This window comes from Tsukamurella asaccharolytica (assembly GCF_007858435.1).
Lineage (GTDB): Bacteria > Actinomycetota > Actinomycetes > Mycobacteriales > Mycobacteriaceae > Tsukamurella > Tsukamurella asaccharolytica.
The window spans coordinates 231,732-246,886 of the sequence record NZ_VIGW01000001.1; the positions used below are offsets into that span (position 1 = coordinate 231,732).

At 69.2% G+C, this 15,155-nt stretch carries 16 protein-coding genes; 14 read left to right on the forward strand and 2 right to left on the reverse strand.

All coding sequences use genetic code 11. The features are described from left to right. Positions 1 to 26: 26 nt before the first annotated feature. From FK529_RS01085 to FK529_RS01100, 4 genes are all read left to right on the forward strand, one after another. Complete coding sequence (locus FK529_RS01085; RefSeq protein WP_146558761.1) at positions 27 to 503, forward strand: GNAT family N-acetyltransferase; 477 nt, start codon at positions 27 to 29, stop codon at positions 501 to 503. A gap of 96 nt (positions 504 to 599) precedes the next feature. Then, entirely contained in the window at positions 600 to 1,904 is a 1,305-nt protein-coding gene (locus FK529_RS01090; RefSeq protein ID WP_166436365.1) for a M1 family metallopeptidase, read from the forward strand. Positions 1,905 to 2,040: 136 nt separating this feature from the next. Next, positions 2,041 to 2,412 carry a YciI family protein gene (locus FK529_RS01095; RefSeq protein ID WP_231702864.1) on the forward strand — a complete coding sequence of 124 codons (372 nt, stop codon included), beginning with the start codon at positions 2,041 to 2,043 and terminating at the stop codon, positions 2,410 to 2,412. Between the two features lie 34 nt (positions 2,413 to 2,446). Further along, positions 2,447 to 3,709, forward strand: coding sequence for an RNA polymerase sigma factor (locus FK529_RS01100; RefSeq protein ID WP_146558767.1), 1,263 nt, complete (start codon positions 2,447 to 2,449; stop codon positions 3,707 to 3,709). A 61-nt stretch (positions 3,710 to 3,770) separates the two neighbouring features. Here the strand turns inward: FK529_RS01100 and rfbC are convergent, their stop codons facing one another. Continuing rightward, entirely contained in the window at positions 3,771 to 4,343 is a 573-nt protein-coding gene (gene rfbC, locus FK529_RS01105) for a dTDP-4-dehydrorhamnose 3,5-epimerase (protein ID WP_146558769.1), read from the reverse strand. Continuing rightward, positions 4,340 to 5,209: a glucose-1-phosphate thymidylyltransferase RfbA gene (gene rfbA / locus FK529_RS01110; protein ID WP_146558771.1), complete on the reverse strand. Its 870-nt coding sequence runs from the start codon at positions 5,207 to 5,209 to the stop codon at positions 4,340 to 4,342. The genes rfbC and rfbA overlap by 4 nt, the downstream gene beginning before the upstream one ends. A 145-nt stretch (positions 5,210 to 5,354) precedes the next feature. On the opposite strand from rfbA, the gene rfbB reads away from it, so the two are divergent. The 10 genes from rfbB to FK529_RS01160 all read left to right on the forward strand — a co-directional run bounded on the left by rfbB (position 5,355) and on the right by FK529_RS01160 (position 15,150). Beyond that, complete coding sequence (gene rfbB / locus FK529_RS01115) at positions 5,355 to 6,356, forward strand: dTDP-glucose 4,6-dehydratase (RefSeq protein ID WP_146558773.1); 1,002 nt, start codon at positions 5,355 to 5,357, stop codon at positions 6,354 to 6,356. Positions 6,357 to 6,504: 148 nt separating this feature from the next. Continuing rightward, positions 6,505 to 7,122, forward strand: coding sequence for a cholesterol catabolism transcriptional regulator KstR (gene kstR, locus FK529_RS01120; protein WP_146558775.1), 618 nt, complete (start codon positions 6,505 to 6,507; stop codon positions 7,120 to 7,122). A gap of 128 nt (positions 7,123 to 7,250) precedes the next feature. Beyond that, entirely contained in the window at positions 7,251 to 8,069 is an 819-nt protein-coding gene (locus FK529_RS01125) for an MlaE family ABC transporter permease (RefSeq protein ID WP_146558777.1), read from the forward strand. Beyond that, positions 8,069 to 8,926, forward strand: a complete 858-nt coding sequence (locus FK529_RS01130; protein ID WP_231702865.1) for an MlaE family ABC transporter permease — start codon at positions 8,069 to 8,071, stop codon at positions 8,924 to 8,926. Before FK529_RS01125 ends, FK529_RS01130 begins: the two co-directional genes overlap by 1 nt. Before the next feature lie 8 nt (positions 8,927 to 8,934). Continuing rightward, positions 8,935 to 9,966 carry an MlaD family protein gene (locus FK529_RS01135; protein ID WP_146558779.1) on the forward strand — a complete coding sequence of 344 codons (1,032 nt, stop codon included), beginning with the start codon at positions 8,935 to 8,937 and terminating at the stop codon, positions 9,964 to 9,966. 1 nt (position 9,967) lies between these two features. After that, complete coding sequence (locus FK529_RS01140) at positions 9,968 to 10,972, forward strand: MlaD family protein (RefSeq protein WP_146558780.1); 1,005 nt, start codon at positions 9,968 to 9,970, stop codon at positions 10,970 to 10,972. Beyond that, positions 10,969 to 11,961, forward strand: a complete 993-nt coding sequence (locus FK529_RS01145) for an MlaD family protein (RefSeq protein WP_146558782.1) — start codon at positions 10,969 to 10,971, stop codon at positions 11,959 to 11,961. The genes FK529_RS01140 and FK529_RS01145 overlap by 4 nt, the downstream gene beginning before the upstream one ends. After that, on the forward strand, positions 11,961 to 13,049 hold the full coding sequence (locus FK529_RS01150; protein WP_146558784.1) for an MlaD family protein: 1,089 nt from the start codon (positions 11,961 to 11,963) through the stop codon (positions 13,047 to 13,049). Before FK529_RS01145 ends, FK529_RS01150 begins: the two co-directional genes overlap by 1 nt. Continuing rightward, positions 13,046 to 14,071, forward strand: coding sequence for an MlaD family protein (locus tag FK529_RS01155; protein WP_158635015.1), 1,026 nt, complete (start codon positions 13,046 to 13,048; stop codon positions 14,069 to 14,071). The genes FK529_RS01150 and FK529_RS01155 overlap by 4 nt, the downstream gene beginning before the upstream one ends. Beyond that, positions 14,068 to 15,150 carry an MlaD family protein gene (locus FK529_RS01160; protein ID WP_146558788.1) on the forward strand — a complete coding sequence of 361 codons (1,083 nt, stop codon included), beginning with the start codon at positions 14,068 to 14,070 and terminating at the stop codon, positions 15,148 to 15,150. Before FK529_RS01155 ends, FK529_RS01160 begins: the two co-directional genes overlap by 4 nt. Positions 15,151 to 15,155: the final 5 nt, after the last annotated feature.

Genomic DNA, 15,155 nt, shown 5'->3' on the forward strand with positions numbered 1-15,155 from the left:
CGGACATCCCCGACGAAAGGCCTCCCGTGAGCGACGGGCTCGAGATCACCCCGTTCCAACCGAGCGATGTGGCGGAACTGCTCGTCCTGCAGCGGTGCTGCTGGGTGCAGGAGGCCCTCGCGAACGACAGCCTCGCGATCCCGCCCCTGACCGAGACCCACGACGACATCCTGCAGTGGGCGTCGCAGTGGGCGACCTTCGTCATGCGGCTCGACGGTCGGCTGATCGGTGCTGTTCGCGGCCGGGCCGAGCAGGATCACCGGTGGCACATCGGGCGGGTCATGGTGGCGCCGGACCTCGCGGGACGCGGCCTCGGCACCGAGCTGATCGCCCTCATGGAGTCCCTCGCACCGCGGGAAACCGAGGAGTTCATCATGTTCACCGGGGCCGGCAGCGAACGCAACATCCGGACATACGAACGCGCCGGGTACGTGGCCTCCGATCCCGAGCCCGCGCCGCACGGCGGTGTCGCGACGGTGACCCTGCGCAAGCCGGTAAGGTAATCCCCCGACCCCGAGCGAGAAGGAAGTGGATCAGTGGTGCGCAAGTCGGCCAGGCCGAAGCTCGTCGCAGCACTGAATCCGCAGCACGCCCGCGCAATGGATCCGTACATCCCCGGTCACGGCAACCCCGGCTACCGGGTCTCGAGGTACGACCTCGACCTCAACTACAAGGTCGAGAGCAATCGCCTCGACGGCAAGGCCGAAATCACGGCGACGGCGAGCGAGCCGCTCAAGCGGTTCGCGGTCGACCTCTCCGTCGCGTTGACCGCGTCCAAGATCACGATCAACGGCCGCCGCCCCCAGCGCTACTCCCACCGCGGCGGCAAGCTGGAACTCACCCTCGCCGCCGAAATTCCCGCCGGCGCGGCGATGACGATCTCCATCCGGTACGCGGGCACGCCGAAGCCGATCCGTTCGACGTGGGGCGAGGTGGGCTGGGAGGAACTCTCCGAGGGCGTCATCGTCGCCTCGCAGCCGAGCGGCGCACCGTCGTGGTTCCCGTGCGACGACCATCCCGCCTCCAAGGCCTCGTACCGGATCGCGATCACCACCGACTCGCCGTACCGGGTGGTCTCGAACGGCCGACTCGTCTCCCGCAAGGCCTCGGCGGCGCACACCACCTGGGTCTACGAGCAGACCGCCCCGATGGCCTCGTACCTCGCCACGATCCAGATCGGCCGCTACGACCTGCTCAAGGTCGCGGAGAAGCCCGTGCCCATCAGGGCCGCCGTCCCCACGCGGCTGGCCTCCGACTTCCAGCGCAGCTTCGGCAATCAGGAACGCATCATGCGCGCCTTCACCCGCTGGTTCGGTCCGTACCCGTTCCCCGAATACACCGTGGTCGTCACCGACGACACCCTGGAGATCCCCGTCGAGGCGCAGACCGTGTCGATCTTCGGTGCCAACCACTGCGACGGCACCCGGCACGCCGAGCGCCTCGTCGCGCACGAGCTGGCGCACCAGTGGTTCGGCAACTCCCTGACGCTGAGCCGGTGGAAGGACATCTGGCTGCACGAGGGCTTCGCCTGCTACTCCGAGTGGATGTGGGCGCAGGAGTGCGGCCAGGCGACCACCCAGCAGATGGCGTCGCGCTACTACGCCAAGCTCGCGTCCTCGGCGACCGACATCGTGGTGGGCGATCCGGGCCCGGCCCTGATGTTCGACGACCGCGTCTACAAGCGCGGGGCGCTCACGGTGCACGCGGTGCGGGTGGCGCTCGGCGATCCGGCCTTCTTCGCGATGCTCCACGAGTGGACGTCCGAGTTCGTGCACCAGTCCGTCTCGACCGACGACTTCGTGACCCTCGTCGCGAAGCACAGCCCGGAGCCGCTGCGCGATCTGTGGCGCGCGTGGCTCTACGAAACCGCGCTGCCGCCGCTCCCGGTGCTCACCGCTCTCTGACGCGATCCGGCCCGTCCGCGGTAGGAACGGCGGAAACTCATTGTGGGGACGATGTCGAAACGGGGTCGTCCCGTTCGACGCCTGTACGAGACACGCTCACACCACAGAAGAAGGACTGATCGATATGCCTCGTTTCATGGGATTCGTACGGATGGCCGAGGGACCCGAGGTCGGCGCGCCGCCCAAGGCGCTCTTCGACGCGATGGACGTCTACGTCGGCGAGCAGGCCGCGAAGGGCCACTTCCTCGACGGCGGCGGCCTCTACGGCTCGGAGGACGCCATCAACTTCGTCGTCCGCAAGGGCGAGATCACCCGGGTCGACGGGCCGTACGCCGAGTCGAAGGAGATCGTGGGCGGCTGGTCGCTGCTGCAGTACGACACCGTCGAGGAGGCGATCGCCGCGTCGGAGGAGTTCGCGCAGCTGCACGCCACCCATTGGCCCGAGCTGAACATGGTCTCGACGCTGCGGCAGATCGCCGACGAGCCGCCCACTCCGGCGGACGACTGACGCGCGGGCGGTGGTCCCGCCTACGCTGGTCGACGTGCCAGCCGGGACCACCGCCGAAGCGATCACCGCCACCTGGCGGGCCGAATCCACGCGCCTCGTCGGCGCGCTCACCCGTATGACCCGCAGCATCCAGCTCGCGGAGGACCTCGCGCAGGACGCGCTTCTCGCCGCACTGGAGCAGTGGCCGCAGACGGGTGTCCCGAACAATCCGGCCGCGTGGCTCATGACCACCGCGAAGCGCCGCGGCGTCGACGCGATCCGCCGCGCCGAGACCCTGCGCCGCAAGACCGAGGAGATCGGTCGCGGCCTGCGGGAGGACGACGGTATGCCCGAACTCGACGCGCAGGTCGACTTCATCTTCGACGACGCGCTGCGCCTAATCTTCCTGTCCTGCCACCCCGCGCTCACGCCCGAGTCGCGGGCGGCCCTCACCCTCCGCGTCGTCGGCGGACTCTCCACGGCCGAGATCGCCCGCGGTTTCCTGGTCCCGGAGAAGACGATGGGCCAACGCATCTCCCGCGCGAAGAAGACGCTCACCACCGCTCGCGCCGAGTTCGAGCTGCCCGTCGGCGACGACCGCACGCGCCGCCTCGACGACGTGATGGCCGTCATCTACCTGATCTTCACCGAGGGCTACTCCGCCGCCGCGGGCGAGGACTGGATGCGCCCCGACCTCGCCCGCGAGGGCATCCGGCTGGCCCGGATGCTCGCCGACCTCGCGCCCGACGAGCCCGAGACCCACGGCCTGCAGGCGCTGGTCGAGCTGCAGGGCTCCCGGATCGACGCCCGCACGGACTCCGCCGGCGCGCCCGTACTCCTCGACGATCAGGCCCGGGACCGTTGGGACCGGCTCCTCATCCGACGGGGCGTGACCGCGCTCCACCGGGCCGAGGAACTCGCCGCCCGCGGGATCCCTGTGGGCCGGTACTACCTGCAGGCAGCGATAGCCGCGCAGCACGCGTGCGCTGCGACGTCCACCGACACGGACTGGCCCCGCATCGCCCGCCTCTACGACGCGCTGGCCAAGGCGGCGCCCGGCCCGGTCGTCGAGGTCAATCGTGCTGTCGCGCACGGGCGGGCGTTCGGTCCCGACGCGGGCCTGACGGTGCTCGACGCCGTCGGTCCGGCCGCACTCGGCGACGCACCGCTCGTGCCCAGCGTCCGCGGTGATCTCCTGGAGCGGGCGGGACGCCGCGCCGAGGCCGCCGCGCAGTTCGACGAGGCGGCGCAGCGCACCCGCAACGAAGCGGAGCGCACCCTCCTGCAGGGACGTGCCGCGGCGAACCGCACCGAGTGAACACCGCTCGGGCCCGACACGCCGCGAGAGTGGCTCGCCCGCCGTCAGACGTGTCGAACCGTCACGGCTCGCACCACACCGGCAGGGACCCCGCGGCGCGCGCCTCCGCCAGCGACGGTGCGCCCGTGTCCTTCTCCGACAGGATCGGGGGCACCTCGTCGGGCCACGCGATGTTCAGCTCCTGATCCAGCGGGTCCACTCCGTGTTCGGCCGACGGGTTGTACTCGGACGAGACGTGATAGGCCACGACCGCATCGTCGGTCAGGGCGCAGAAGCCGTGTCCCAGCCCCTCCGCGAGGTAGACGGTGCGCCGCGTCGCGCTGTCCAGGCGGACCGTCTCGACCGCGCCGAAGGTCGGCGAGCCGACCCGCAGGTCCACGATCACGTCGAGGACCGCGCCGTGCAGACACGCCACCAGCTTCGCCTGTCCCGGGGGCACGTCCGCGTAGTGGATGCCGCGGATCGCGCCGCGGCGGCTCACCGAGACGTTGGTCTGCGCGACGGACAGCTCCTGGCCGGTGGCCTCGCGGAAGGCGGACGCCTTGAACAGCTCGAAGAACTCGCCACGCTCGTCGGGGAAGACCCGCGGGTCCAGGACGAACGCACCGGCGATGGGCAGAGGGTGGACGTTCACCGGCCCTCCTCCAGAAGCCCGTGCAGGTAGGCGCCGTAGCCGGACTTGACGAACCGGTCGGCGTGCTCGCGCAGTTGAGCGTCGTCGATGAAACCGGATCGCCACGCCACCTCCTCGGGGGCCCCGATCTTGGTGCCCTGCCGCTGCTCGACGGCGCGCACGTAGCCGGTCGCGTCGGCGAGGGCGTCGAAGGTGCCGGTGTCCAGCCAGGCGGTACCGCGCGGCAGCACCTCAACGGTCAGCCGACCCTCGTCCAGGTAGTGCCGATTGACGTCCGTGATCTCGAGTTCCCCTCGCGGCGAGGGCTTCAGGTTCCGCGCGACCTCGACCACCGACGGGTCGTAGAAGTACAGGCCGGGCACCGCGTACGGCGACCGGGGCCGCTCCGGCTTCTCCTCGAAGCCGACCGCGCGCCCGGCATCGTCGAACTCGATGACGCCGTAGGCGCGGGGATCGGCGACCCGGTAGGCGAAGACCGCGCCGCCGTCGATCCCGTCGAATCGTCGCAGTTGCGAGCCCAGTCCCGGACCGTAGAAGATGTTGTCGCCCAGGATCAGCGACACCGTCTGATCGCCGATGAAGTCCGCGCCGAGGACGAAGGCCTGCGCGAGCCCCTCGGGTCGCGGCTGCACCACGTAGTCGATGCGCACGCCGAACTGCGATCCGTCGCCGAGGAGCCGCCGGAACTGCTCCGCGTCGCCCGGCGTGGTCACCACCAGCACCTCGCGGATGCCCGCGAGCATCAGGGTGGAGAGGGGGTAGTAGATCATCGGCTTGTCGTAGACCGGGAGCAGCTGCTTACTCACGCCGACGGTGATCGGATGGAGCCTGCTGCCCGTGCCGCCGGCCAGGATGATCCCTCGCATGCTGCGACTCTATCGGAATGCAACGCCGACGCCTCGCAACCGGTCGTCCACCCTGCGCGGGCTCCACCGTCGCGCGGAGGCAGGCTCGCCCCCGCGTCGTCCGCGCTGGTTCGACGCGTCCTTGCAACCCCACTAATCTGTTCCCATGCACATCGTGGTCACCGGCGGCGCCGGCTTCATCGGCGCGAACTTCGTCCGGCGCACCGCCCGGACCCGACCGGACGTGCGGATCACCGTGCTCGACGCGCTGACCTACGCCGCGAACGAGTCCTCGCTTGACGACCTGCGCGACCGGATCGACTTCGTCAAGGGCTCGATCGCCGATCCCTCGGTGGTGGACGAGGTGGTCGCGGGCGCCGACGCGGTGGTGAATTTCGCCGCGGACACGCACAACGACAACTCGCTGAGCGATCCGTGGCCCTTCCTGGACACCAACATCCGTGGCACGGCCGTCCTCCTCGACGCGGTGCGCCGACACGACGTGCGCCTGCACCACATCTCCACCGACGAGGTCTTCGGCGACCTGCCACTGGACACACCCGAACGGTTCACCGAGGACACCCCGTACCGGCCGTCGAGCCCGTACTCGGCGTCGAAGGCCTCGTCCGACCACCTGGTGCGGGCATGGGCCCGCAGCTTCGGCGTCCGGGCCACGATCTCCAACTGCTCCAACAACTACGGCCCGTATCAGCACGTCGAGAAGTTCATCCCGCGGCAGATCACCAACATCCTCGCGGGTGGGCGGGCGAAGCTCTACGGCGCGGGCGCGAACGTCCGGGACTGGATCCACGTCGACGACCACAACGACGCCGTCTGGGCGATCCTCGACCGGGGCGCGATCGGCGAGACCTATCTGATCGGCGCCGACGGCGAGCGATCGAACCGGGAGGTGCTCCGCACTCTGCTCGCGGTGATGGGCCGCCCTGCGGATGACTTCGACACCGTCCCCGATCGCCCCGGCCACGACCTGCGCTACGCGATCGACTCGAGCAAGCTCCGGCGCGAGCTGGGCTGGACGCCCGCGCACGCCGACCTCGATGCGGGCCTGCGCGCCACCGTCGACTGGTACCGGGACAACCGGGATTGGTGGGAGCCCGCCAAGGCCGGCGTCGAGGCGGCGTACGCGCGGCGCGAGGGAGCGTGCTGACCCACCGGATCGTGTGATCTTCGTCCGATCCGGAGCGGAACGCACAGGTCCGGCACGAAAACCTGTTTCAATTGTCGCGACATCAACATGCGACCCGACCGTCCCGGGGCACCCGCCGACGGCCGAACAGATCCCGAGGTGACCACCCATGCCGCCCGAAGGCACCCCCGCCGCCACCGCACCCGCCCCGTCCCGGGAGGACCTCGACACCGCGGGCCAGCGCGAGCGGCGCAAGCGCATCATCGACGCCACGTTGGCGCTCGCCCGCAAGGGCGGCTACGACGCGGTCCAGATGCGCGCGGTGGCGAAGAAGGCCGACGTGGCGCTGGGCACCCTGTACCGGTACTTCCCGTCGAAGGTGCATCTGCTGGTCGCCGGCCTGGTGAGCCAGTTCGAGCGCGCGGGCGAGCGGATCGGGAAGGCGCAGATCCCGGGCGACACCGCGGCGGAGCGTTTGATGTTCGTGCTGGACCGCAACACCGAGGCGCTGCAACGGGCCCCCTTGCTCACCGAGGCGATGGTGCGCGCCTTCATGTTCGCCGACGCCACGGCGGCGGCCGAGGTCGAGCGGGTGGGCCGCCTCCTCGAGGACATGTTCGCGCATGCGCTCGGCGTGGCGGATCCGGACGAGCGTCAGCGCGATACGTTCCACCTGATCGCCGATGTCTGGATGGCTAATCTGGTCGCCTGGGTGACCCATCGCGCCTCGGCCACCGAGGTGCAGAAGCGGCTCTCCGTGGCCGTCGACCTCCTCATCAAGGACTGACAACACCGCAGTTCATGTCGGGTAAGCCAAGGAAAAACTGAAACACGTACTAGTTTTGCCCGACAGTTGATACGCTCCTCTCGAAATTGAGGAGAGGACACCCCGATGGCGACATTCGGAGGCCGGGCGTGAGGGCGGCGGCGCTGTACCGGTTGTACCGGTTGGCCGCGATCGTCACCAAGACCCTGTCCACCATCGGACGCTCCGTGGTGCTCGCCGGCGAGATCATCGCGTGGACCGTCCGCGGGGTCCTGAAGCGGAACTTCGCGGTCGGCGAGACGATCACTCAGGCGGTGACGTTGCTGCGGGTCACCACGCTGCCCGCCATCCTGGTGGCGATCCCGTTCGGTGCGGTCGTCTCCGTCCAGGTCGGAGCCCTCGTCGACACAGTGGGAGCGAACTCCCTGGTCGGCGCCGCGTCGGGCATCGGCATCATCCGGCAGGGGGCGCCGCTCGCCACGGGCGTGCTACTCGGCGGCGTCTGCGCCGCGGCCATCGCCGCCGACCTCGGTTCCCGGACGGTCCGCGAGGAGCTGCAGGCGATGCAGGTCATGGGCGTCGATCCGATCGCCCGCCTGATCGCGCCCCGCATGCTCGCACTGATGATCATCGCGCCGATGCTCCTGGTCGTGATCGTGGCCGTCGCCATGATCGTCGCGCTCACCGTCTCCGTGTGGCAGTTCGGGCTCAGCTCCGGCGGCTTCTGGTCCTCCTTCGGCGCCTTCTCGGCACCGTCGGACCTGGCCTTCGCGGTGCTCAAGGCCGAGACCGGCGCGATGATCGTCGGCCTCGTCGCCGGGCTGCGCGGGCTCGAGGCCTCGGGCGGCCCGCGCGGCGTCGCCGACGGCGTGAACTCCTCGGTGGTCCTGTCGATCACGCTGATCTTCCTTGCCTTCCTCGGCCTCACCCAGCTGCAGACGATGTTCTTCCCGAGTCAGGTGGCCTGATGACCACCACGAGCCCGCCCCCGCCGACGAAAACGCAGAAGAGCGCGCTGGATTCCAAGCCGGCGGGTCTCATCGCTCGGATCGGCGAGGCCGTCGTCTTCGTCGCCCAGTCCATCTACCTCATCCCCGTCGCGCTGATGAAGTACCGCGGCGAGACCTCCCGGGTGCTCAAGCAGCTCGCATGGGGCCGCGGGTCCGTCGTGGTCGACGGTGGCGTGGTCGTCATGATGGTCATCCTGGGCGCCGCGAGCGGCGCGGCCGTCGCCATCGAGGCCTACGCCGGTCTTAACCTCATCGGTTTCGGACCGCTGACCGGCGTGATCGGCGGCCTCGCCAACATCCGCGAGATGATCCCCATCTCAGCCGGTATCGGCTTCGCGGCGCAGGCCGGGTGCCGTATGACGGCGCAGATCGGCTCCATGCGGATCGCGGAGGAGATCGACGCCGTCGAGGCCCTCGGCATCCGCTCGATCCCCTACGTCGTCAGTACCCGCCTCATCGCCGGCATCATCGTGGTGATCCCGGCGTACATGCTGACACTGCTACTGGCCTTCCTCACTTGCAAGCTGATCGTGGTCGTCTTCCACGGCCAGGCGCTCGGCACGTACAACCACTACTTCGAGCAGTTCCTCAGCCCGGGCGACATCGCGCTGTCGACGCTCAAGGCCGTGGTCTTCTGCGCTGCCGTCACGATCATCCACTGCTACTACGGGTTCTTCGCCAAGGGCGGCCCGGAGGGCGTGGGTCTCGCGAGCGGCCGGGCCGTGCGCGCCAGCCTGGTCACGGTGCTCACGCTCGACTTCATCCTGACCATCATCTTCTGGGGCATCACCCCCACGATCATCTTCAAAGGCTAGGGGGACCGATGTACGAACTGCTCGGTGGCACACCCGGCCGCCAACAGCGCATCTTCTTCACCGTCGGCGCCGCGACGGTCGCCGTGATCCTGATCGCCGTCCTCGCCGGCATCGTCTCCTCCCGCATTCCCGCGTCCGATCCCCGGCTCGCCCTCACCGTCGAGTCCACCGACGTGGGCCCGGGCGTCAAAACCGGCACCCGGGTCACGCTGCGCGGCGTGCCGGTCGGCGAGGTCGAGTCCGTCGTGATCCCGCGCGCGGGCCAGGCCCGCGTCGGGGTCCGCCTGGATCGCGGGAGCCTCCGCGGCCTCACCGACGCCCTGTCGGTGCGGTACCAGCCCGGCAACTACTTCGGCGTCACCGAGATGGCGCTCGTTCCCGGCCAGGGCGGCGGCGACCTCCGCTCGGGCAGCACCCTGCGCCCTCGCTCGAGCAACGACACGATCTCCGACCTGCTCACCCGCAGCGCAGTCTCCGTGTCCGGCGTCATCACCCCGAAACTGATCGAGGTGACCAAGAAGGCGACCGACTACACCCAGGCGATCACGCCGCTGCTGCAGGTGGCGTTCGCCGTCGAGCAGCAGAACGCACGGTCGGTGAAAGTGCCGATCGGGACCACGCTGCGGACCGTCCGCACCACGCTCGACGGGGCGCCCGGCCTGGTGGAGGGCGCGTTCGAGGGCTGGTTCGTACCGCAGATGCGCGGCGGCGAGGCCGCGGGCACGCTCGACTACACCGTGAACAACTACGACAAGGTCGACAGGACGACCACCCTGCTGGGCACCGGCTTCTTCACGCCGCTGGCCGACATGTTCGGCTCCCACGAGGCCGAGTTCACGCCGGGCACCGTCATGTTGCGGGTCATCATGGACAGCACCACCAAGGTGCTGCGCACCGTGAGCGTCCCCCGCCAGATCGTCCCCCTCATCAACGGCGTCAACAGCGCCTTCATCACCGCTCCGGAGGGCACCGCACTGCGCATGAACGTCGTCGCCGACCGTCTCCCTGGCGCCGCATCCGTCCTGGAAAGGGGGAGATGACATGCGTGCCAAGAACACCCGCGCCGCCATCACCCTCGCGCTTGCGCTGATCGTCACGCTCGTCATCGCGGTGGGGATCTTCGCCGCGCTGCGCAACCCCGCCGGCGGCGAGACCCGCGATTACGAGGCGCACCTCTCGGATGCCTCCGGCCTCCGGGTTGGCAGCGACGTGCGACTACGCGGCGTGCTCATCGGGAAGGTCACCGCGGTCGACGTCCGTGGCACCGCGGACGGAAACGGCAACGAGGCCGTCATCGGCTTCTCCGCCCAGAACGACCATCCCGTCACCTCGACCACCCGGGTCGCGGTGAAGTACCGCAACCTCACGGGCGAACGGTTCATCGAGATCCAGCCCGGTAGCTCCGCGGGCGGAACGCCCGTCACGTCGATCCCGATGTCGCGCACCACCCCGTCGTTCGACATCACCACCCTGTTCAACGGGCTCGCACCAGTGCTCCGTACGCTCAGCCCCGAGGACGTCAACGAACTGACCCGAAACCTGTTGGGTTTGCTGCAGGGCGACGACACGACGGCCGCGCAGACTTTCGGCGCGATCGACCGGATCACGTCGAACCTGGCGGACCGGCAGACCGTGATCAAGACGCTGATCGACAACGTCACCCGCGTCGCCAACATGATCAACGACTACTCACCGCAGGTCATCGAATTCATCCTCAACTTCGACCTGCTGCTGACGAAGGTGCTCGAGAACCTCGACGAGTTCCGGCGCACCGCCACCTACGGCCCCGGATTCGGCGCCGCCACCAACCGGGTGCTCACCGCGCTCGGGCTGTCCAAGGATCTCGATGTGGAAAAGCTCGTGCGCACGGCCTTCCAGGACCCCGGCGCCGCGGTACAGGCGATGAGCAAGCTGCCCGGCCTGTTCACCGGAGTCGCCGCTCTCCTGGGGGCGCCGCCCACCCCCTGTTCGAAGGGCGCGGCGCCGCTGCCGAACAAAGTGACAGTGCTGACCGGCGGAACGAATGTGACGGTGTGCCTGAAATGATCTTCACTGGACGTCCGCCCTGGCGCGGACTCGTCAACCGCAGCACCAAGCTCGGCGCGATCGCCGTCGCGGTGGCGCTGCTCATCACCGCCGGGCTGGCGTTCGTGTACCTGCGCCCGCCGGGCCAGAAGGAACTGACCTTCGTCACGCAGGACGCCGCACTGATCAAGCCCGGCGTGGAAGTGCGCGCCTCCGGCGTGCGGATCGGCTCAGTCTCCTCGGTGGAACTGCGCAAGGACGACGTACAGGTGACCACCCGCATCGACGACTCGGTGTTCGTCGGCGACCAGACCTCCGTCGCGGTCCGCATGCTCACCGTCGCGGGAGGTTTCTACGTGGCGGTGTCCTCCGCCGGGCGGGCCTCCCTGGGCGACAAGCCGATCCCCCGAAACCGCGTGAGCCTGCCGTACAACATCGGCGACCTACTGCAGGACACCCCGGAGAAGCTCGAGCCCGTCGATCGCACCCAGCTCGCCGCGTCGATCAAGGCGCTGAGCACCGGCCTCGACTCCAATCCCGGCTCCGTCGACAACATCGTCGAGGGCGTCAACTCGCTGCTCGGCCAGCTCACTGAGCAGCGGGATCAGGTCGGCCGCATCATCAACATCAGCACGCAGTACGCGACCGGTTTCGCCGAGCAGCGCGAGACGATCATGAACATGATCCACAAGGCGTCCCTGGCGATCGTCACGCTCGATCAGACCGCCACCAACTTCGGCATCGCCTACCAGGGTCTCGCCGGGATGTTCGGCAAGATCAAGCCCTTCCTCGATCTCTACTGGAAGTACCGCGACACCCTCGGCGACGCCTTCGCCAAGATGGAGGCCGCGCTGAAGACGACCAACGTGACGATCCCCGCCATGATCGGCGAGCTGCAGAAGGGCATCGACACCATGCAGGCAGGCCTGGAGAAGCAGGGCAAGCCCATGCCGCCCGACACGGTTCTCGCGAGCCGCCTCTGCTTCCCGACAGCGACGGTGAGCTGCTGATGCGCCCCACGAAGATCTCCCTGATCGCGGCGACCGTCGCGCTGCTGGCACCGCTCGTCCCGACTGCGATCGGCACGGCCGCAGCCGCATCCAGCACGCAGTGCGCGTACCTCGCGGACGGCATCGGCCTGTACCCGGACAACGACGTGACCCAAATGGGCGTCAAGATCGGCACCGTCCGCACGGTCGAGCCGTCCGGCGACGGAGTGAAGGTCACCTTCGACGTCTCCGGCCGCACGCTGCCCGCCACGGTGAAGGCCGTGACCCGCTCGACGTCGATTCTCGCGGACCGCTCGCTCGAGCTCGTGGGCAACTACTCGACGGGCGCTACCCTCACACCGGGCACCTGCATCACCCGTGCGAATTCGGCGACACCGAAGTCGATCTCCGAGACCACCTCCGCCGCGACCCGCCTCGTCGACTCCGTTACCGAGGGCGGCGCTTCGGCGGACCTCGGCAAACTGCTCACGCGGCTCGACACCGAGGTAGGGCCGTCAGTGCCGCCGCAGGCTGCGCGCTCGCTGACGAACCTTTCGACGCTGCTCAGCGATCCGGCCGGTTTCCTCGGCGACGTGACGACGGTGGTCAGCAACGTCCGGCCGCTGATGCAGAGCATGGACCAGCAATGGGGAGAGCTCCTGCTCACCCTGCAGCACGTGGGCAACGTCCTCGACCAGTACGGGAAGATCACCTTCCCGGCGGTCTCCGAGATCTTCCAGACGCTGCCCGTGTTCTTCCTCGTCGGCGACGACATGATGCGCCGCTACGGCCACATCCTGCGGCCCGGCGGCGCAGTCGCGGCGGACGCGGTCAAGCTCGCGGCGACCGGTGTGAAGTCCAACGCGGCACTCGAGCGCATGCTGCCCGTCTTCGGGTCGCAGATCGCCCCCTACCTCCCCCGGGGCGGCGTGGAGACGCCCGCTGCCATCGCGGGCGTGCCCGTCACGACGGTCGCCACGGGCGACCCGAACGCGCTGTGCGCGCAGATCAACGCTCAGGCGCCGGGCGCCTGCACGGTGGTCGCCGGCAAGGCTCAGACCGCCACCGTCGACCTCATGCAACTGCCCTTCCAGGGAGGCCGCCGATGACCCGCACCCGCAGCGCCGTGCGCTGGCTGCCGCGGCGCGTTTCCGCCGCGATCGTGATCGGCGCCGCCGTCGTCCTCGCCGGCTGCGGCGTGAGTCCCGCCAACATGGACATGCGCAATCCTCTCGGGGACGGCGACCAGTACGAGTTGCGCCTCCAGTTCGCCGACGTACTGAACCTGCCCATCGGCGCCCGGATCTCGCTCGGCGGCCTGACCGTCGGCCGGGTGAAGGCCGTCGCCCTCGGGGAGGACGCCGCGACGGTCACCGTCCGCGTCGATAAGGACGTCTCGCTGCCCTCGGACATCCATGCTTCCGTTCTGCAGGACACACTCCTCGGTGAGGCCTATGTCCGGCTCGAGACACCCGAGAAGTCCACCGGCACAGCGGCGCCGCTGCGCGCCGGCGCTGTGCTGCCCCTGAGCCAGACCAGCCCACCCCGCTCCGTGGAGAGCACTCTCACGATCCTCGCCGACTACTTCGGCAGCGGCTCGGTGCAGGATGTCAGTAAGACGATCACGCGCCTGAACACGGCGCTCCCCAAAGACCGCCCGCAGTTCGACCTGCTCTCCAGGCAGCTGAGCCGCGACGTCACCGGTATCGCCGCCAACACCCCCGAGGTGAACCGTCTCCTCGACTCCGCATCCGAGATGGCCGATCGGATCGCCAAACAGGAGGCGAACTTCAAGGACACACTGTCCCCGTATCACCTCAAGTACTGGTCGAACCAGGGCAAGCTCATGTCGAACATCGGCGTGCTGCTCCCCGCTGTCGGCGGCATGCTGCAGCAGGGCTCCTGGCTGATCCCGCTGATGAACTCGTCGTCCGACCTGTTCGAGCTCCTCACCGCCGACATGGTCTCGCTGGGCTCCGCCATTCACGGCGGCTCGATCCTGGTGAACAAGAACCTCGTCCCGTTCCTGAAGAAGCCGGTGGTCGAGATCGGCTCGGTCACGAATGCCGCCGGGCAGGACGTCTCCCCCGGTGCACTCAAAGTGCTGCGACTGATCGGACAGGCACGATGACCCGATCCGGAATCGCCTCCACGCTCGGCCTCATCGCGCTCGTCGTGGTGTCGATGCTGCTGCTCGGCACCCAGGGCGTGCAGTGGTTCTCGCCGTCCGACGAGCGCACCGCGTACATCCGCCTCACCGACGCCAACGGCCTGCAGGAGGGCTCACGGGTTCTCGACCGCGGCGTCGAGGTCGGCACGGTCCGGGGCCTCACCGTCGACGCCGATCGCGTCGAGGTCGAGGTCGGCTACGCCAAGGACACCCGGATCACCCAGGGCGCGAAGGTCCGCGTGCAGAACCTCTCGGGCCTGGGCGAGACCTATCTGACGATCGCCCAGGGCGACGGGGCCGCGGTCCCCGACGGTGCGCGCCTCGAGGGCGTCGTGGACACGGCGGACTCCACCGTCGGTGCGCTGTCGAGTTCCCTGTCGCGCCTGATGAAGCAGCTCGATCCCGCGACAGTGCAGCGCCTCCTGGCCCGCGTCGACGGCGCCCTGCCCGACGGCGCGCAGACGGTTCCCACCATCGACGCCGGCGCGGTCCTCACCGCCACGTCGATCCTGCGTCAGCTGCCCGACATCGGCGACCTCATGCAGTCCTTCAACTCGATCACTCCCCGCGCCGGCGACGTGGGCGCGCTGCTGCTCAGCCTCGAACAGCCGCTCCGCACCTTCGGTAAGGGGTACGGCGAGATGGCGCCCTACTCCGTCTCGTACATCAGTCAGGGCGATTACCCGAACGTGATCCGGGACGGCATGTTGGAGCTGTTCAAAGTGATCCAGGGCTTCGAAGACGACGCCGCCCCGAGCGTGCAGTACCTGTCCGAGCTGATGCTTCCCTCGGTCCGGGCGATCGCCGAGCCGCTGTCCACCATCAACGGCGGTCAGTTGCTCGACACAGCGCTGGCGTCGGTCCGCGGCGGCTCGGGCGCCGCCACCCTGCGGATGGCATCGCCGGACACCCGTCCCGCGAGCCCGTCGTCGACTACGCCCTCCACTGCGAATCGCTCCGGCGCGCCGTCGTCGAGCTCCACGCCCGCCGCCCCGTCCGCGCGCACCGCACCGTCCAGCACCACTGCGCAGCCCCGCTGACGCAC